Consider the following 16,615-nt stretch of genomic DNA (forward strand, 5'->3'; position numbering starts at 1 on the left):
AAAGACCTAACAGCAAATGGGTCACAGATATCTCTTATATCCATACGGAACAAGGTGTCCTGTACCTGTCCATGATCCGGGATTTATACGACAACAGCATTGTGGCCTACAAGACTGCAACCCAGCAAACGGTGAATCTGGTGCTGGACACCATTCGCCTTGCCATGAAGAAAGAGAAAGTCGCTGGGGAGTTGCAGCTCCACAGCGACCAAGGCTTTCAATATACCTCACACGGATATTTTAAGCTGACTCAATCTTACGGCATTACGCCTTCCATGTCAAGACGCGGAAACTGCTATGACAACGCAATGGCCGAAAATTTTTTCAGTATCCTGAAAACAGAATGCATCTACCGCCAAAAGCTCAAGACACTTCAGCAGGCCAACGATCTGATCGACGAGTACATCCACTTCTATAACCACGAGCGGCTCCAGACAAAGACTGGCCTGGCTCCGCTCTCGCTTCGCCAGGCCAGTCTTTGATTCGCTTGTTCTACCCCTTGCAGGCCTCTTTTTTGTACTGTCCGCACAATATGGGGCGGTTCAGCGTGCGGAGGGCTCTTTTCTGCTGTTCAGCCACGCCGCATGATATAGCGGGTACGGCTCACATTCTGGGTGGTGCACTGGATTTGAAAGCCCATCTTTTGATAGAGGGCGATGGCCCCGGTGTTCTTTTGAAAGACATACAGCAGAATGGGCTGGCATGTTTCGGTGCAGCACTTTTGAATCACGGCGGTGCCTATGCCGTGACCCCGGAAGGCAGGGAACAGATACAGGTCGTCCAATTCCATGGTGTCGGAGTCCATGGGAGAAAAATGATAGTAGCCGGCTTTTTTGCCGTCCACGAAGATGCAGGTATATTCCTGGATCTGTTGTTCCAGCTTTTGGCGGACCCAGGCCAGAACCTTTTGGTATGGGATTTGGCTCAGGTCCTCGTACTGGTCGATCAGTTCCTTGTTAAAGGCAAAGAGGGCGTCTAGATCGGATGCGTCGGCGGGTTGGTAGGTGAGCAGCATGGGGACCTCCTGTTTGTTGGACGGTGGCGCTCTTCAGGGCGCAGCGGGGAAGGGGAAAGCCGGCTTTTACAGAGAAGGAAAACCGGCGCCCAGAGCGAAAAGGTATATCAGAGGGTGTCGGCCTGGTAGACCGGCTGGCCCGCCAGATAGGTGGCCCGGATGGGGATGGCGTGCAGCTCCTGAGGAGCCGCCGCAAACGGATTCTCTCCCAGAATCACAAAGTCTGCCAGATAGCCCGGGGCAATGCGGCCCTTGCAGCTTTCTTCAAAGCTGGCCTTTGCACCCGCGATGGTAAAGCTGTCCAGCGCCTCCTGAACGGAAAAACACTGGTCGGGCAGGTAAGGACCCAGATGATCCTGCAGCGTGGTGCGGGTGACGGCACACTGGATGCCGGCCATCACATCCGGCTGCTCCACCGGACAGTCGGAACCGTTGCTGACCGTCACCCCCTGGTCCATCAGGGTTTTCCAGTGATAGCTGGAGGCCGCCAGCCGGCGGCCGGCCCGGGCCTCCACGATGTGAATATCATAGTCCAGGAAAATACTCTGGGCATACACATGGAGATTCAGACGGCGGATTCGCTCCAGCTGGTCGGGGCGGGTGATTTGGCAATGAACGATGCCGTGTCGGTGGTCGGCTCTGGGATGGGCTGTAAGGGCTTTTTCCAGGGCGTCCAGCACCCAGTCCAGGCAGGCGTCCCCGATGGCGTGGGTGGCCGTTTGCAGCCCGTGGGCGTGGGCCAGCCCGATCATCTCCTCCAGGGTTTTGCGGTCGTATACGGGCAGACCGCAGGTGGACGGATCATCCGCATAGGGCTGGCTCAAAAGGGCGGTACGGGCCCCCAGAGCGCCGTCTCCGATGATCTTGACCGGACCGGTTCGGAACAGGTCGTCTCCCTTGCCGGTCTGTCTACCGGCGGCAATGAAGCCCTGCAGGTCTGCAAGGGTGGCGAAGTTGCACTGTTCGTTGACCCGCACCGTCAGCTGGCCGGCTTCTTTCAGCTCCTGATAGGCCTGATCCACCTGCTGCCAGGGGATGGCCCGGAAGACGCAGTAGTCGTCGGTCTGGCTGCTGGTGATGCCGCGGGCATTCAACTCCCGGCAGGCCAGCCGAATCATCTCTTTCAGGGATTCGATGTCAGGCGCAGGAATGGCCGCGTAGACCGGCTCCATGGCGTTGTCAAAGAAGCGGCCGTCCGGTTCGCCGTCTGCAAGGCCGATTCGGCCGCCGGCCGGCTGGGGCGTCTGGGCGGAAATCCCCAGCAGGTCCAGGGCACGGCTGTTCACCACCAGACAGTGGCCGCAGGCCCGGGTGATGCAGATGGGAACTTCGGTGGACACCTGGTCCAGGTCGTGCCGGTCGGGCATCCGGTGGACGTCGGAGAAGAAATCTTCGTTCCAGCCCCGGCCCATCAGCCAGGCGCCGTTCTGCCGTGGATGCTGCTTCAAAAAGTCTCGCAGGCAGTCCAGAAGGTCGGCCAGACGGCCGGTGTGCTGGGCCAGGGGCGCCATTTGGAGGGTGTAGCCCAGCTCCAGCAGGTGCATATGGCTGTCGTTGAAGCCGCTGCACACGAACTGACCCGCCAGGTCCACCAGCCGGTCGCCGTCCTGCTGGTGTTCCAGAGCCTGCCGGCTGGTGCCGGCAAAGACAAAGCGGCCGTCCTCCTCGATGAAGGCTTCCGCCAGGGGAAGCGCGCCGGTATAAACGGCGCCATTGTAATAAATGGTTTTCATGGTTGTATCCTCGGTATGATGATGTATCTGCTGTGATTATAGTGGGGCCCGGGCCGAAAGTCAATCGCACAGGATGGAACGGTCCACGCAGATTTCACCCGCCCTTCACAAAACGGAAACCTGGGGGAAACATTGTTTTGCTATACTGCATACAATGGATAATCGTCCACGAAAGGAGCGCAAAGCAATGAAAATCGTCTTCAACGCCATTGCCGCCGCGATCGCCCTGGCGGCGGGATTTTTGGTGGTCCGGATGTACAAGGACCGCTGAAAAATCATTCTGGAAAGAAATTTCCCCTTGACAAATGGCCTTTGGGTCTGTATACTGAACAATGTTCAGATTGAGGTGATGAGATGAACACAGTGGTCACATCCAAAGAAGAAATCCTCCGCACCAGTCGGGAACTGATCCGGCAGCAGGGGATTGCGGCGCTGAATGTGCGCTCGGTGGCCGCCGCCTGCGGTGTGTCGGTGGGGTCGATCTACAACTATTTCAGCTCCAAGTCTGAGCTGGTGGGGTCTGCCGTGGAGAGCATCTGGTGTGAGATTTTCCATCAGCCGGAAGACGGCGCCGTTTTTCAGGACACCCAGGCCTGTATCACCTGGATGTATGAGCGGATGGCCTATGGATATCGGGAGTATCCCGGCTTTTTCACCCTCCACTCGCTGGGCTTTATGCAGGAGGAGAAGCCGGACGGCAAACGGAGAATGCAGCAGACTTGGCAGCACATTCTGGATGGTTTGTGCTTTGTACTTCGGAGAGATCCCCGCATTCGCACCGATGCCTTCAACGACCATTTTACCCCCGAGATTTTTGCGGATGTCCTCTTTTCGCTGATGCTGTCGGCCCTGCTTCGGCGGGACTATGACCCCTCCGCGGTGCTGGAGATTGTCCGCAGAACCCTCTATTGAAATTCCCGCCCCGGGTGGGAATTTTTTACGGCTCAAACTGAACGATGTTCATTTGAAGGGAAGGATGGTATGAAAGTCAAGCGAGAAACCCTCCTGCTGCTGGCCTGCCTGGTGTGGAGCGCCGCAGGAGTGAATATTCTGCGGATTGGTCTGCAGTCTTACAAAGGATATGCCGCCGGCTTGAATCTGCTGTTGTCAGCGGCGGTGTTCGCGGTGTTCCAGGTGTTTGTATTTGGCCGCCTGGTGGGCAAACACACCAGACGCATCCAGGGCTATGGGGAGGAGCGGCAGTTTTTCCTCAAGTTCTTTGACGCCAAGGCCTTCGCCATGATGGCGGTCATGATGGGCGGCGGCATCGGAATTCGGGTGTCGGGCCTGGCGCCCGAGCGGTTCATCGCGGTGTTCTATTCGGGGCTGGGGGCGTCGCTGCTCCTGGCCGGGCTCTTGTTTGGACGCAACTACGGCCGGGCTATATTGGCCCGGACCGCGGTGCAAAATAGATCTGCAACAACAAAAGGAGAATGAGTTTATGCAGGCAATCATGGAAACGCTTTTTGACGTGGTCTATCTGACCACCGTCATCACGGTAGGTATTTTGATGATCCGGGGCTGCAAGGGCAATGCCCAGTTCCGGCTGTTCGGCTGGATGGCTGTGGTGCTGGGGGCAGGGGACTCCTTCCATCTGGTGCCCCGGGCTGTGGCCCTCTGCACCACCGGCCTGGAGAATTACACCGTCCCCCTGGGCCTGGGCAAAGCCATCACCTCGGTGACCATGACGGTGTTTTACGTCTTGCTCTACTACGTCTGGCGCAAGCGCTACCAGGTCACCGGCCGCAGGGAACTGACGGCCGCTGTGTACCTGCTGGCCGGGGTGCGGGTGCTGCTCTGCCTGATGCCCCAGAACCAGTGGCTGAGCGCCAACGCTCCTCTGTCCTGGGGTATCTACCGCAACATCCCCTTTGCGCTGCTGGGCCTGCTGGTGATTGTTCTGTTTTATCAGAGCGCCAAGAGCCATCAGGACCGGGCCTTCCGCTGGATGTGGCTGACCATCGTTCTGAGCTTCGGGTTCTATATCCCGGTGGTTCTGTGGGCCGATACGGTGCCTCTGGTGGGCATGCTGATGATCCCCAAGACCTGCGCCTATGTCTGGACCATTTTCATCGGCTTTTTCGCCATGCGGCGGGAGAATTCGGCAGCCTGAGAGGCCAAATGGGGTCAAAATAAGCTGTAAAGATATTATGCTTTGCAGAAAAACACATCATACTGTCGATCAAAAATGAAAAGGACGCATCTTTCACGCCCGGTGGGCCAAAGATGCGTCCTTTTGCTTTGTCGGAGGGAAGGACTCAGAGAATGTCGATGTATTCGCCGTTCAGGGCTTTGTTCATGCTGCGCACCGCGCAGAATTTGCCGCACATGGAGCAGCTGTCCTCCTGTTCGGGGGCGCGGTCGGCACGGATCTGCTTGGCGGTCTCTGGGTCGATGGAGCACTCCCACTGCTTCTCCCAGTCAAAGGTCCGGCGGGCGTCGGCCATGGCGTCGTCCAGGTCCCGGGCATGGGGGACCTTCTTGGCGATGTCGGCGGCGTGGGCCGCAATGCGGGAGGCGATGATGCCCTGCTTGACGTCCGCCACGTTGGGGAGGGCCAGGTGCTCGGCGGGGGTGACGTAGCACAGGAAAGCCGCCCCGGCGGATGCGGCAATGGCGCCGCCGATGGCCGCGGTAATGTGATCGTAGCCGGGGGCGATGTCGGTGACGATGGGGCCCAGAACGTAGAAGGGAGCGCCCATGCAGAGGGTCTGCTGCATCTTCATGTTGGCCTCGATCTGGTCCATGGGCATGTGGCCGGGGCCCTCCACCATCACCTGGACGTCCTTGGCCCAGGCGCGCTTGGTCAGCTCGCCCAGCCGGACCAGCTCCTCAATCTGGCACACGTCGCTGCCGTCGGCCAGACAGCCGGGACGGCAGGCATCGCCCAGAGAGATGGTGACGTCGTACTCCCGGCAGATGTCCAGGATCTCGTCGAAGTACTCGTAGAAGGGGTTCTCCTGGCCGGTCATGCTCATCCAGGCAAAGACCAGAGAGCCGCCCCGGGAGACAATGTTCATCTTCCGCTTGTGCTTCTTGATCTGCTCGATGGTCTTGCGGGTGATGCCGCAGTGGAGGGTGACAAAGTCCACGCCGTCCTGTGCATGGAGCCGGACCACGTCGATGAAGTCCTTGGCGGTCAGGGTAGCCAGATCGCGCTGGTAGTGGATGACGCTGTCGTACACCGGAACAGTGCCGATCATGGCGGGGCACTCGCTGGTGAGCTTCCGGCGGAAGGGCTGGGTGTTGCCGTGGGAGGACAGGTCCATGATGGCCTCCGCGCCCATGTGAACGGCGGTCATCACTTTCTGCATTTCCACGTCGTAGTCCTTGCAGTCCCGGGAGACGCCCAGGTTGACGTTGATCTTGGTGCGCAGCATCGAGCCCACGCCGTTGGGGTCGATGCAGGTGTGAAGCTTGTTAGCGCAGATGACCACCTGGCCCTTGGCGACCAGATCCCGGATTTCCTCCTCGGTGCGGTATTCCTTGGCGGCGACGGCTTTCATTTCAGGAGTGATGATGCCGCGCCGGGCGGCGTCCATCTGGGTGGTGTAATTTCTCATAGGTTGCCTTCCTTTCAGACATTCAGAGTGTTCTTATTCCATGCTTTCTGCAAACGTTCCCCGCAGGTCAAACCCGTGGTGCAGCGGGCCGCTGCCCTTGCCCAGATCCAGCATGGCGGCCAGCGCGCCGGACAGGTAGTCCTTGGCCCGGCGGATGGAATCCTCCAGGGAATAGCCCTTGGCCAGGTTGGAGGCGATGGCAGAGGAGAGGGTGCAGCCGGTGCCATGGGTGTTGGGGTTGGCGATGCGCTTGCCCTGGAACCAGACCGCCCCGCTGCCGCTGTACAGCAAATCGTTGGCGTCGTTGATGCTGTGGCCGCCCTTCACCAGGACGGCGCAGCCAAAGGCCTCATACAGGGCTTTGCCGGCCTGCTCCATCCCGGCCTCATCCTGGATGGAAAGGCCCGACAGGGCCTCTGCCTCGGGGATGTTGGGGGTGATGACGGTGGCCATGGGCAGCAGAAGCTTTTTGAGGGTGGCGACGGCGTCGTTTTCCATCAGGGCCGAGCCGCTGGTGGCCACCATCACCGGGTCCACCACCAGGTTCTGGGCCTGGTAATGGCTCAGCCGCTGGGCGATCACCTGGATCAGGGCCGCAGAGGATACCATCCCGATCTTGACGGCGTCCGGCCGGATGTCGTCAAAGACCATGTCGATCTGCTGCTGCAAAAACGCCGGCGTCACCTCCGAGATCCCTGTCACACCGGTGGTGTTCTGGGCGGTCAGGGCGGTGATGGCGCTCATCCCATAGACTCCGTTCATGGTCATGGTTTTGAGATCAGCCTGAATGCCGGCGCCTCCGCTGCAGTCGCTGCCTGCAATGGTCAATGCTGTCTTGAGTTTCATGATGTGGTTCTCCTTTCGGGTTCAGCATTGTTTTCTAAAGCGGCAAAAGGTGGTGCCCCCAATGTGCCACTGTGAATCCCCCGGCGGGGCCGGGAGCGATTCGTCCAAATGGGTTGGGCCTTATTGTCCGGTTACCATCCGGCGGGACAACTCCACCAGACGGGCGGTGGCCTGACCGGGGTCAGGCGCGCCGAAGATGGCCGAGACCACCGCGACACCGTCCACCCCGCTGCCGCTCAGCTGCAGGATGTTGGCAGGGGAGATGCCGCCGATGGCCACGGTGGGCACGTCCACCGCGTCGCAAATGGCCTTGAGGGTGTCAAAGGACATGGCTCCGGCGTCGGTCTTGGTGGAGGTGGAGAAAACCGCCCCCAGGCCCAGATAGTCGGCTCCGTTGCGGACGGCTTCCAGCGCTTCCTCCACCGTGTGGGCCGACACACCGATCATCATGTCGTCACCCACCCGCTTGCGGACGTCCGAGGCGGCCATGTCATCCTGGCCCACGTGGACGCCGTCGGCGTGGCAGGCGATGGCAATATCTATGTTGTCGTTGACGATGAAGGGGACGTGATAGCGATGGCACAGGTCGGCCATCTCCCGGGCCTCCTGCAGAAAGGCGGCCTCGTCCAGGTCCTTTTCCCGCAGCTGGATGCAGGTGGCGCCGTTTTGGAGGGCAGCCTCCACCTGTTGGGCCAGGGTCATTTGGCCGACCCAGGCCCGGTCGGTCACTGCATAGACCAGCATGGTGTGTTTATCGCATTTCATAGCGTGCTCCTTGTTCCAGTGCTTCCGGCGTCAGGTTGTACATGGCGTCGATGATATAGGTTCGATAGCTGGCGTTGCCGTCCAGCGGGGACAGACGGGCGTGGGCGATTTCGCCGCACAGGCCCATGGCGCAGACAGCCGCCGCTGCGGCTGTCAGGGGATCGTCGGGGTTGGCGGCCAGATAGGCCGCCGTCACAGCGGACAGCTGGCAGCCGGTACCGGTGACCCGGCTCATGTCGGGGTGTCCGTTGTAGATGCAGAAAACACGGTCGGGGTCGGCCACCAGATCGATGGCCCCGGTGATGGCCAGAACGGCGCCGCACTGGGCCGAAAATTCCCAGGCAAAGGCAGCCATCTGGTCCAGATTCTCCGGGGTGACCCGGTCGGCCAGATCGGCGTCCACCCCTTTGGTGCTGCCGCTGCCCAGAGCCAGGGTTTTGATCTCGGAGATGTTGCCCCGGACCACCGTGGGCTTGACCTCCTCCAGCAGCCGGAGGGCGGTGGAGGTCCGCAGAGTAGACGCGCCGGCTCCCACCGGGTCCAGCACCACCGGATGGCCCAGTTCCTTGGCCCGCCGCCCGGCGGCCAGCATGGCGGGGATGGTGCGCTGGTTGAGGGTGCCGATGTTGAGGTTTAACCCGCTGCACAGGGCGGTGATTTCCTCTGCTTCGCCGATGTCATCGGCCATGATGGGGCTGCCGCCGCAGGCCAGCAGAATGTTGGCGCAGTCGTTGACGGTGACATAGTTGGTGATGTTGTGGATCAGGGGCGTTTTGGCCCGCACGTTGGCTGCGATTTCCTGAAACATGAAGGTTTCCTCCTGTTATGCTTTGCCCCGCAGGGTGGCCTGTACCTGAGCCCAGACACCGGTATCCCGCAGCGCATAGAGGATGATGCCCGAGAGGATGGCGCCGCCGGCGGTGGACACCAGGAAGGGGATGATGTAGGCATAGAAGGCGATGCTGCCGGCGCTCTGGCCCATCAGCAGGATGGCCACCGGATAGGCGCACAGGCCGCCCAGAACGGCGGTGCCGAACACTTCCGCCAGCAGGGTGGGCAGCAGGGCCTTGGTTTTCCAGTAGACCAGGCCGCACAGCAGTGCGCCGATCATGCTGCCAGGGAAGGCCATCAGACTGCCCAGGCCCAGCAGGTTCCGCAGCAGGCTGGCGACAAAGGCCACCGCGATGCCATACTGGGGCCCCAGGAGCACGGCGCAGAGAATGTTCACCATGTGCTGGACGGGGGCGCATTTGCTGCCGAATACCGGGAAAGAAAACAGGCTGCCCACCACGGCGACGGCGCACAGGATGCTGGCGACAGTGAGCTTGTGAACGTTGGTCTTTTTCATGATAGATCCTCCTCTGAGATGCAATGTGAGAAACGGCGGTTCCAGCGACGTTTCCCATGGGTGAAATGGGTAAACTTTGCCCATAAAAGGTCGGTCGAAGCTTGCTGGCTTCCTCTCACGCCGGAACACGGCTTCCCATCGCTGTACTACAAGACCCAAGGCGCTCCCCTTGGTCCGCCGCGGCCGGGCCGCGGATTCCGTCTCTCTCAGCCTCCTCCCGGAAGAAAATTAAAAAATCGGAGATGCCTGACTTGGCATCTCCGAAAAAGAAAGCGTTGTTTTCCCTACGTTGGCATTATCCAAATCAGGTTTACGGGTCGAAGGTCACACCTTCCTCTCAGCCTGTTTACAAGCTCCCCAGTATGTAGTTTTTGGACAGGGAAACGCGCTTTTTTGTCTGCTGCTTGATAAAAATAAACGCAGGCAGGATGCTTTTTGCGCCAAAGATGGGCGCGGCCCTTGTCGGGTTACAGTATAGCGCGAATCGCGCCCCTTGTCAATACAATGTCAAACGGTGGGGGGAAGAGGGGAGGCCCGGTCCGTCCGGGAACCGGTAAACCTGTATCCGATCGAAGCGGTTGTTTTCGGTGTAGTAGACCGCCTGTTCCCGAACCGAATAGACAAAGGAAACCCGTGTGGCCCAGATGCCCTCCTGATGGACCTCCTCCAGCAGGGCCAGGCCGTCCCGGACCGAAAAGCCGGCGCTGCTGCCCTTCAGCAGCTGTTCGGCCCGCTGATAGCGGTCGTCCCCCGGCAACGCGAAGGGAGCGGTGCTTGCCGGATCCAGCAGGGAAGCGTTGGCCATCAGGGAATAGGGGGCGTATTCTGCCCGCCAGCCGATGCCCGGCTCAACAATCAATACCCGCCCCTGGCGGTCGGACAGCATGGCCTGCATGGTGGCGTCGGGGGCGTAGACAATCCGGCGGGTCTGGACCAGGGCCAGAGCCTGGTCAAAGGTGATTTCCGCCCGGATGAACCGCTCGGTCAGGTCGGCGATGGTCAGACAGTCGGGCCCTTCCCGGTAGGCACCGGCGGGGCTGCCATGGACGTATAGAAGGGTTCCCGCATTGCCGTTCCGGTGAACGCCGTGATAGGAGTGGCGGACTCCGTCGGGGCGAAGAATGCCAATGAAAAAGCGGTCTTTTTCCAGGACCACCTGGTGGTCCCAGACGGACAGGTCGATCTCGAAGTTGAAGCCGGTGATGATGTCATCCCCGCGGTGAAGAAAACGTGTGCACATAGATGGTGTCCTCCGGTTGTTTGGATGGTCTCAGGATACCGCAAAGGGCGGGGGATTTCCATCCACCGGATGATGCAGAACCGTTTTGTATACACGAAAAGGGGCCGCTGCGCAGCAGCCCCCGGAAGGTTATTTGCGATAGATGATTTTGCGGATGGCGGAGAGCGACAGACTGTAGCGGTCTGCCAGCTGCTCCATGGATGTGCCTTCCCGATAGGCCCGGCGGATCTGCCGGTTGCGGCGTTCCAGCTCCTGGCGGTAGCCGGACACCTCACCCCAGCGCTTGGGCTGGGCGGCATCGGCGGGAATGTACAGATAGCCGCCCTGAATGTACCGCTGCAGCTCCCGGACCAGGGATTCGGGAAGGAGGTTTTTGGCGTTGACGTATTTCATATGCGGGCTTTCCTCCTTGCAGATGCATCAGGCAGCAAAGCCAGCAAAATTTCACTGCGACAGCCGTTACTCCATGCAAAGGTCGCAGCACACTGGCTTTGCATGGAGCCCGTCTTGGTTGAGTTTGATCATACCATCCCTTCTTTCCTGAATGACCGGGTGAAGCGGGGCAGACTTCAAGGAATGCCCCGCAGGAAAACGCGAAAAACTTACTGGAACACCTGCACCGAAATCCGGGTCAGATAGCCGGAAGGGTCCGCCATGGACACCTCGTCCAGCACCGCCTCCTTGTAGCAGAAGGCCCCGGGGCGAAGGTGATTTTGGGCCAGATATTCCTGCAGCAGCCGGAACGCCGGGGCGGCGTTGTAGTAATCCCCGGCCAGATAGGTCACGGCATATTCGCCCGCCGGCTTTTGGTGGCAGGGATGCCCTTTGGGCTCGTCCACTACCTTGGTGAAAAAGTGGGAGTAGCAGCCCCACTGCTCCCGGGCCAGGAATTCGGTGGAAACCATGGCCCCATAGGGATGGCCGGCGTTCAGCCGGTGGCGGCTGCAGTAGCCGATGTGGCTGCACAGGGCGGCAAAAACCTGGTCGTGGTCGTCGGTGTTGATGGGCGGGCTGACGACCAGATATTCGGCGGGCAGCTGTTCCAGTCCTACGCTGCCGATGTGGGCGGTAACCTGGGGCTGACGGCTCAGATCCACCAGCCCCAGCTTGTTGTCGATGACCTGCTCAATCCGGCGGAGCTTTTCCAGCTCCTGCTGGACCTTCAGCTTCTGCTGACCCAGCAACTGCTGCAGGGCCTCGGGGCTGCGGTGGTCGATGTAGCTGCGGATCTCTTTGAGGGGCATCCCGATTTCCTGCAAACACCGGATGGTGAAAAACAGGTCGCACTGGTTTTCGCTGTAGTAGCGGTAGCCGTTTTCGTCGGTGAACGCGGGCCGAAACAGCCCGATTTCGTCGTAATAGAGCAGGGTCCGCTTGTTGGTATTGCATAAACGGGCAAATTCGCCTGTATTTATACATGGATTTGGATTTTTCTGCATAAATATACAACTTTCCTCTTGACTGTAACGTTACGTTACACCCTATTATAATGACATCGTGTCGAAAGATCAAGGAGGAAGACCACTATGCCTAAACTGAGTGACCGCGTCGGGACTTTTACGGATTCCGTCATCCGCCGTATGACCCGAATCAGCGATGAATATGGAGCCATCAACCTTTCCCAGGGATTTCCGGATTTTGCCCCCCCGAAAGAAATTCTGGACGCTCTGGCCAAGGTGGCCTATGAAGGCCCTCATCAGTATTCGGTGACCTACGGCGCCGAGAATTTCCGCGAGGCCCTGGCCAAAAAGCAGGGCCGTGCCATTGGCCGGACCATCGACCCGGACAAGGAAATTGTGGTGACCTGCGGCGGCACCGAGTCCATGATGTGCGCCGTCATGACCATCTGCAACCCCGGCGACAAGATCATCGTCTTTTCGCCCTTCTATGAGAACTACGGCGCCGACGCCATCCTGTCAGGCGCAGAGCCCATTTATGTGCCTCTGGTGCCGCCGGAGTACAACTTTGACCTGTCCCTGATCGAGGACGGCTTCCGCCAGGGAGCCAAGGGCATCATCGTCTGCAACCCCTCCAACCCCTGCGGCAAGGTGTTCACCCGGGAGGAGCTGATGGGCATTGGCCAGCTGGCTCTGCAGTACGACGCCTTTGTCATCACCGACGAGGTGTATGAGCACATGGTCTACGCCCCCAACCACCATGTCTGCATGGCATCGCTGCCGGGGATGTATGAGCACACCATCACCTGCAATTCTCTGTCCAAGACTTATTCCATCACCGGCTGGCGCCTGGGCTACCTGATCGGACCCGAAGAAGTGGTGGAGGGCGCCAAGAAGGTCCATGACTTCCTGACGGTGGGCGCTCCTGCACCCCTGCAGGAGGCAGCCGTGGTGGGCCTGAACTTCCCCCAGTCCTATTACGATGGCCTGCTGGACCTCTACACCCGCAAGCGCAGCCGTTTCCTGGACGGACTGGACAAAATCGGCCTCAAGCACAACATTCCTGAGGGAACCTATTTCGTGATGGTGGATATTCAGGACTTTTTGAATCTGCCCCAGTTCACCGGATACAGCGACCTGGAATTCTGCGAGTGGATGATCCGGGAGATCGGCGTGGCGGCGGTGCCGGGTTCCAGCTTCTTCCGTGAGCCGGTCAACAACCTGATCCGTCTGCACTTTGCCCGCTCGGAGGAGACCATCGATGAGGCCATCCGCCGCCTGAGCCGGATGGCGGAGCTGCTCAAGTAAACGGCAGGGAAGGGGAGGACCTATGTCTGCAACAACCTATTTTGCAAATTATACCATCGGCCCCGACGCCTACGACGCCGTGCCCCAGGTGTGCAAGCTGTACGGCAGCCGCGCCCTGCTGATCGGCGGACCCAAGGCCATGGAGGCGGCGGCCCCTGCTCTGCGGCAGGCCCTGGAGGGCAGCGGCCTGGAAATCGTGGCCCAGGAGGTCTTTGGAACCGACTGCACCGTCAGCCGGATGGAAGCGCTGGCCGCTCTGGCCAAGGAACGGGGCGCGGAAATGATCTTTGGCATGGGCGGCGGCAAGGCGCTGGATACCGCCAAAGGCGCCGCCTGGCGGGCCGGACTGCCGGTGTTCACGTTCCCCACCATCGCGGCCACCTGCGCCGGCACCACCGCCCTGTCGGTGGTGTACCGGGAGGACGGCAGCTTTGACCACTTCGATTATTTTGACCGCCCGGCCATCCACTGCTTTATTCATACCGGCGTCATCGCGGCGGCGCCCGCCTGCTATCTGCGGGCCGGCATGGGGGATACTCTGGGCAAATACTATGAGTGCCAGTTCTCCTCCCGGGGCGAGTCTCTGCCCCACAGCTCGGCCCTGGCCCGGTCCATCAGCGGAATGTGCTGTTTCCCGCTGCTGGAGCACGGCGCGGCCGCCATGGCCGACTGCCAGGCCAACCGGGTCACCCCGGCGCTGGAGGAGGCAGTCCTGGCCAATGTGGTGAGCACCGGCCTGGTGTCCCTGCTGGTGGATGAAAACTACAACGGCGCGGTGGCACATTCGGTATATTATGGCCTGGTGCTGCTGTCCGGCTTCGAGGAGGCCTATCTCCACGGGGACGTGGTGGCTTACGGCGTGCTGGTGCAGCTGGCTCTGGACGGTCAGACCGACGAGATGAAGAAGATCCGCCGGTTTATGGACGATCTGGGCATTCCCGCCACCCTGGGCCAGATGAATGTTCCCCTGGACCGCAGCGTGCTGGAACCGGTGCTGACCGAAGCCGTTCACAGCCCCGACATGGAGCACATCCCGTACCCCGTCACCGAAGATATGCTGTTTGAGGCCATGCAGCGGGTGGAAGCGCTGTAACCCCGGCGTCTGGATTGATTTGTGAGGAGTGAGAAAGTTATGACCAAATCCACTGCCGTCAATCCCAAAAACCTGCTCAAGTTCATTCTTGGGTCGGCGTTTGGCGTATTGATGTTTCTGGTGCCGATTCCCCAGGGAGATTCCTTCACCACACTGCTGGACTTCCTCAAGACCGGTTTGAAAAACCTGATGGGCGTCAGCATGAATTACATCATTGTGGGCATCCTGGTGGTGTCGGCGGTGATGGGCGTGATTGATATGGTGTTCAAGCCTGATTTCATCCGCAAAAACACCTACCTGAGCAAGGCGTTCCACACCACCCCTTTCTATCTGGGGTCCAAAATTCTGGGCGCCATCTTTGCCTGCATGATTGTCTTTGGCTTTGGCCCCGAGGCGGTGACCTCGGCGGACACCGGCGTCACCATGCTGGACCTGTGCAACACCCTGCTGTGCATTGTGGTGTCCTTCAGCTTCATTCTGCCGTTTTTGACCGACTGTGGCATCATGGAGTTTCTGGGGGTTCTGCTGCGGCCGGTGGTGCGGCCCCTGTTTCATGTGCCGGGCCGTGCTTCGGTGGACCTGATTGCCTCCTGGTTCGGCGCGTCCAACGCCGCCGTCATCCTGACCCGTGAGCAGTACATGAAGGGCTTCTACACCAAGCGGGAGGCCGGTTACATCATGACCAACTTCTCTCTGGTGTCCATTCCGTTCTGCCTGATGATCGCCAACACGGTGAACGTCAGTCACTTGTTCCCGTCCTTCTATCTGTGCATCTGCCTGGTGGGCATCATTCTGGCGGTCATCGGCATCCGCATCCCGCCCATCAGCACCATTCCCGACACCTATCAGGAGAAGACTGGCAAGCAGATCAACGAGGACCTGCCTGAAAACACCAAGCTGCTGCCCTATGCGCTGGAGATGAGCTGCCAGCGGGCTGAAAAGTTCACTCTGAGCAAAATTCTCTCCAGCGGCATGGAAGTCGTGGTGGGCATGTTCTTTGACCTGGTGCCGGTAGTCATGGCCTGGGGCATGGTGGCCCTGATGATCGCCACCTACACCCCGGTGTTCCAGTGGATTTCCTATCCCATCGGGCTGTATCTGCAGTTGTTCGGGGTGGAGGAGGCCTTTGCAGTGGCCCCGGCGGCCCTCATCGGCTTCACCGATATGTTCATCCCCGCCCTGCTGATCACCGGTGTGGAATCGGTCAAGACCCGCTTCATCATCGGCGTGCTGTCCCTGGTGCAGATCATCTACATGACCGAGGTGGGCGCCATCATCATCAAGAGCGAGATCCCCCTCAACTTCTGGAAGCTGCTCATCATCTTCCTGGAGCGCACCCTCATCGCCATTCCGCTGATTGTCCTGTTTGCCAACCTGTTCCTGTAACAGAAAATGCATTCATGCGAAACCGCTCCCGCCTGCCGGGGGCGGTTTTCTGCTTGAAAAGAGCGGTGTTGTGAAACGACACCGGCTCTGCTATAATAACCCCAGGAAGCTCTGCCCCGGGCAAAGCACAGACGAAAAGGAGGCGTTTGCCGCCCGGGACAGGGGAGAGACACATACAACGCAAAGATAAAAACGCAACGTGCGGCCCCGCCGCACCAGAGCCGGTAGGTAGCCCGGCCGTCCCGCCCGATGGGCGGGGTAAGTAACCTGCCCCTCCGGGTTGTCCGTTCTTTGCTCATCGCAATCGTTTCAGGAGGGATTGTCATGAGCACAGGAACCAGCAGACTGACGGTGTACTTTGAGGAACCGTTCTGGGTGGGCGTCTTTGAGCGCCTGGAGAACGGCAGATTGTCGGCGGCCAAGGTGACCTTTGGAACGGAACCACGGGACGGGGAAATCTATGAGCTGATTCTCCGGCAGTACCATGCCTTAACCTTTGGACCGGCGGTGCCGGCAGCGGAGAAAGCCGCTTCCAGAAACCCCAAGCGGGTGCAGCGGGAGGTCAAACGGCAGCTGCAGGACCGCGGCGTGGGCACAAAGTCCCAGCAGGCCCTGAAACTGCAGCAGGAGCAGAACAAACAGCTCCGGCAGACCCGGCAGCGCGCCCAAAAAGAGGCGGAGGCAGAACGCCGCTTTGCGCTGAAACAGCAGAAGAAAAAGGCCAAGCACAGAGGCCGTTGAGGCCCCGGTCTGAGCCCTTGAGAACATGACAAAAACGCCCGGTGTTTCTGGAAAACCAGAGTGAACCGGTCCAAATTGTGTGGACAGTACAAAAAAGCCCCAAGTGTAGGATATTAGGATTCAGCAGGAGTGGCGGAGCGTTAGCGGAGCCACTCCTGCTTTCGTTTGGATTCGCTCGTG

Annotated in this window: 18 protein-coding genes and 1 riboswitch; of the genes, 8 read left to right on the top strand and 10 right to left on the bottom strand. The window is 59.8% G+C overall.

From position 1 onward, the window contains the following. Positions 1–482, top strand: a 482-nt coding sequence (locus B5G28_RS12405; protein ID WP_144265543.1) for an IS3 family transposase, incomplete at its 5' end; no start/stop codon positions are given. An 89-nt stretch (positions 483–571) separates the two neighbouring features. On the opposite strand, the gene B5G28_RS12410 is transcribed toward B5G28_RS12405, so the two are convergent. Beyond that, positions 572–1,015: a GNAT family N-acetyltransferase gene (locus B5G28_RS12410; RefSeq protein WP_087249266.1), complete on the bottom strand. Its 444-nt coding sequence runs from the start codon at positions 1,013–1,015 to the stop codon at positions 572–574. A gap of 107 nt (positions 1,016–1,122) precedes the next feature. After that, entirely contained in the window at positions 1,123–2,748 is a 1,626-nt protein-coding gene (locus B5G28_RS12415) for an amidohydrolase (RefSeq protein ID WP_087249268.1), read from the bottom strand. Between the two features lie 354 nt (positions 2,749–3,102). On the opposite strand from B5G28_RS12415, the gene B5G28_RS12420 reads away from it, so the two are divergent. From B5G28_RS12420 to B5G28_RS12430, 3 genes are all read left to right on the top strand, one after another. Next, positions 3,103–3,660 (top strand): TetR/AcrR family transcriptional regulator, encoded by a 558-nt coding sequence (locus B5G28_RS12420; protein WP_087249270.1) that lies wholly within the window; start codon positions 3,103–3,105, stop codon positions 3,658–3,660. A gap of 69 nt (positions 3,661–3,729) precedes the next feature. After that, positions 3,730–4,185, top strand: coding sequence for a hypothetical protein (locus tag B5G28_RS12425; RefSeq protein WP_087249272.1), 456 nt, complete (start codon positions 3,730–3,732; stop codon positions 4,183–4,185). Positions 4,186–4,189: 4 nt separating this feature from the next. Next, positions 4,190–4,861, top strand: a complete 672-nt coding sequence (locus B5G28_RS12430) for a hypothetical protein (protein WP_087249274.1) — start codon at positions 4,190–4,192, stop codon at positions 4,859–4,861. Positions 4,862–5,006: 145 nt separating this feature from the next. Here B5G28_RS12430 and thiC read toward each other — a convergent pair whose 3' ends face one another. The 8 genes from thiC to B5G28_RS12470 form a co-directional block, all read right to left on the bottom strand. Continuing rightward, a complete protein-coding gene (thiC, locus tag B5G28_RS12435) occupies positions 5,007–6,311 on the bottom strand; it encodes a phosphomethylpyrimidine synthase ThiC (RefSeq protein WP_087249276.1) in 1,305 nt (434 codons plus the stop codon). Positions 6,312–6,344: 33 nt separating this feature from the next. Beyond that, on the bottom strand, positions 6,345–7,157 hold the full coding sequence (gene thiD / locus B5G28_RS12440; RefSeq protein ID WP_087249278.1) for a bifunctional hydroxymethylpyrimidine kinase/phosphomethylpyrimidine kinase: 813 nt from the start codon (positions 7,155–7,157) through the stop codon (positions 6,345–6,347). Positions 7,158–7,277: 120 nt separating this feature from the next. Continuing rightward, on the bottom strand, positions 7,278–7,922 hold the full coding sequence (gene thiE / locus B5G28_RS12445; protein ID WP_087249280.1) for a thiamine phosphate synthase: 645 nt from the start codon (positions 7,920–7,922) through the stop codon (positions 7,278–7,280). Beyond that, on the bottom strand, positions 7,909–8,730 hold the full coding sequence (gene thiM / locus B5G28_RS12450) for a hydroxyethylthiazole kinase (protein ID WP_087249282.1): 822 nt from the start codon (positions 8,728–8,730) through the stop codon (positions 7,909–7,911). Before thiM ends, thiE begins: the two co-directional genes overlap by 14 nt. A gap of 15 nt (positions 8,731–8,745) precedes the next feature. Next, positions 8,746–9,270, bottom strand: a complete 525-nt coding sequence (gene thiW, locus B5G28_RS12455; protein ID WP_087249284.1) for an energy coupling factor transporter S component ThiW — start codon at positions 9,268–9,270, stop codon at positions 8,746–8,748. Positions 9,271–9,534: 264 nt separating this feature from the next. Next, positions 9,535–9,640: riboswitch (TPP riboswitch) on the bottom strand. 126 nt (positions 9,641–9,766) lie between these two features. Further along, positions 9,767–10,510, bottom strand: a complete 744-nt coding sequence (locus B5G28_RS12460; RefSeq protein ID WP_087249286.1) for a conjugal transfer protein — start codon at positions 10,508–10,510, stop codon at positions 9,767–9,769. Between the two features lie 129 nt (positions 10,511–10,639). Further along, positions 10,640–10,903, bottom strand: coding sequence for a CD3324 family protein (locus B5G28_RS12465; protein ID WP_087249288.1), 264 nt, complete (start codon positions 10,901–10,903; stop codon positions 10,640–10,642). A gap of 209 nt (positions 10,904–11,112) precedes the next feature. Then, complete coding sequence (locus B5G28_RS12470; RefSeq protein WP_087249290.1) at positions 11,113–11,949, bottom strand: MerR family transcriptional regulator; 837 nt, start codon at positions 11,947–11,949, stop codon at positions 11,113–11,115. Between the two features lie 87 nt (positions 11,950–12,036). Here B5G28_RS12470 and B5G28_RS12475 point away from each other — a divergent pair, with 87 nt between their 5' ends. The 4 genes from B5G28_RS12475 to B5G28_RS12490 all read left to right on the top strand — a co-directional run bounded on the left by B5G28_RS12475 (position 12,037) and on the right by B5G28_RS12490 (position 16,435). Continuing rightward, positions 12,037–13,215: a pyridoxal phosphate-dependent aminotransferase gene (locus B5G28_RS12475; RefSeq protein ID WP_087249292.1), complete on the top strand. Its 1,179-nt coding sequence runs from the start codon at positions 12,037–12,039 to the stop codon at positions 13,213–13,215. 22 nt (positions 13,216–13,237) lie between these two features. Next, positions 13,238–14,308, top strand: coding sequence for an iron-containing alcohol dehydrogenase family protein (locus B5G28_RS12480; RefSeq protein WP_087249294.1), 1,071 nt, complete (start codon positions 13,238–13,240; stop codon positions 14,306–14,308). 39 nt (positions 14,309–14,347) lie between these two features. Next, positions 14,348–15,694, top strand: coding sequence for a YjiH family protein (locus tag B5G28_RS12485; protein ID WP_087249297.1), 1,347 nt, complete (start codon positions 14,348–14,350; stop codon positions 15,692–15,694). Between the two features lie 324 nt (positions 15,695–16,018). Then, on the top strand, positions 16,019–16,435 hold the full coding sequence (locus tag B5G28_RS12490) for a YjdF family protein (RefSeq protein WP_087249299.1): 417 nt from the start codon (positions 16,019–16,021) through the stop codon (positions 16,433–16,435). Positions 16,436–16,615 lie beyond the last annotated feature (180 nt).

The organism is Faecalibacterium sp. An77 (genome assembly GCF_002161315.1).
Classification (GTDB): Bacteria; Bacillota; Clostridia; order Oscillospirales; family Ruminococcaceae; genus Faecalibacterium.

Bases quoted from the DNA above. Each gene is read 5' to 3' on its own strand.
- B5G28_RS12410 (WP_087249266.1), bottom strand. From the start codon at position 1,015: ATGCTGCTCACCTACCAACCCGCCGACGCATCCGATCTAGACGCCCTC.
- B5G28_RS12415 (WP_087249268.1), bottom strand. From the start codon at position 2,748: ATGAAAACCATTTATTACAATGGCGCCGTTTATACCGGCGCGCTTCCC.
- B5G28_RS12420 (WP_087249270.1), top strand. From the start codon at position 3,103: ATGAACACAGTGGTCACATCCAAAGAAGAAATCCTCCGCACCAGTCGG.
- B5G28_RS12425 (WP_087249272.1), top strand. From the start codon at position 3,730: ATGAAAGTCAAGCGAGAAACCCTCCTGCTGCTGGCCTGCCTGGTGTGG.
- B5G28_RS12430 (WP_087249274.1), top strand. From the start codon at position 4,190: ATGCAGGCAATCATGGAAACGCTTTTTGACGTGGTCTATCTGACCACC.
- thiC (WP_087249276.1), bottom strand. From the start codon at position 6,311: ATGAGAAATTACACCACCCAGATGGACGCCGCCCGGCGCGGCATCATC.
- thiD (WP_087249278.1), bottom strand. From the start codon at position 7,157: ATGAAACTCAAGACAGCATTGACCATTGCAGGCAGCGACTGCAGCGGA.
- thiE (WP_087249280.1), bottom strand. From the start codon at position 7,922: ATGAAATGCGATAAACACACCATGCTGGTCTATGCAGTGACCGACCGG.
- thiM (WP_087249282.1), bottom strand. From the start codon at position 8,730: ATGTTTCAGGAAATCGCAGCCAACGTGCGGGCCAAAACGCCCCTGATC.
- thiW (WP_087249284.1), bottom strand. From the start codon at position 9,270: ATGAAAAAGACCAACGTTCACAAGCTCACTGTCGCCAGCATCCTGTGC.
- B5G28_RS12460 (WP_087249286.1), bottom strand. From the start codon at position 10,510: ATGTGCACACGTTTTCTTCACCGCGGGGATGACATCATCACCGGCTTC.
- B5G28_RS12465 (WP_087249288.1), bottom strand. From the start codon at position 10,903: ATGAAATACGTCAACGCCAAAAACCTCCTTCCCGAATCCCTGGTCCGG.
- B5G28_RS12470 (WP_087249290.1), bottom strand. From the start codon at position 11,949: ATGCAGAAAAATCCAAATCCATGTATAAATACAGGCGAATTTGCCCGT.
- B5G28_RS12475 (WP_087249292.1), top strand. From the start codon at position 12,037: ATGCCTAAACTGAGTGACCGCGTCGGGACTTTTACGGATTCCGTCATC.
- B5G28_RS12480 (WP_087249294.1), top strand. From the start codon at position 13,238: ATGTCTGCAACAACCTATTTTGCAAATTATACCATCGGCCCCGACGCC.
- B5G28_RS12485 (WP_087249297.1), top strand. From the start codon at position 14,348: ATGACCAAATCCACTGCCGTCAATCCCAAAAACCTGCTCAAGTTCATT.
- B5G28_RS12490 (WP_087249299.1), top strand. From the start codon at position 16,019: ATGAGCACAGGAACCAGCAGACTGACGGTGTACTTTGAGGAACCGTTC.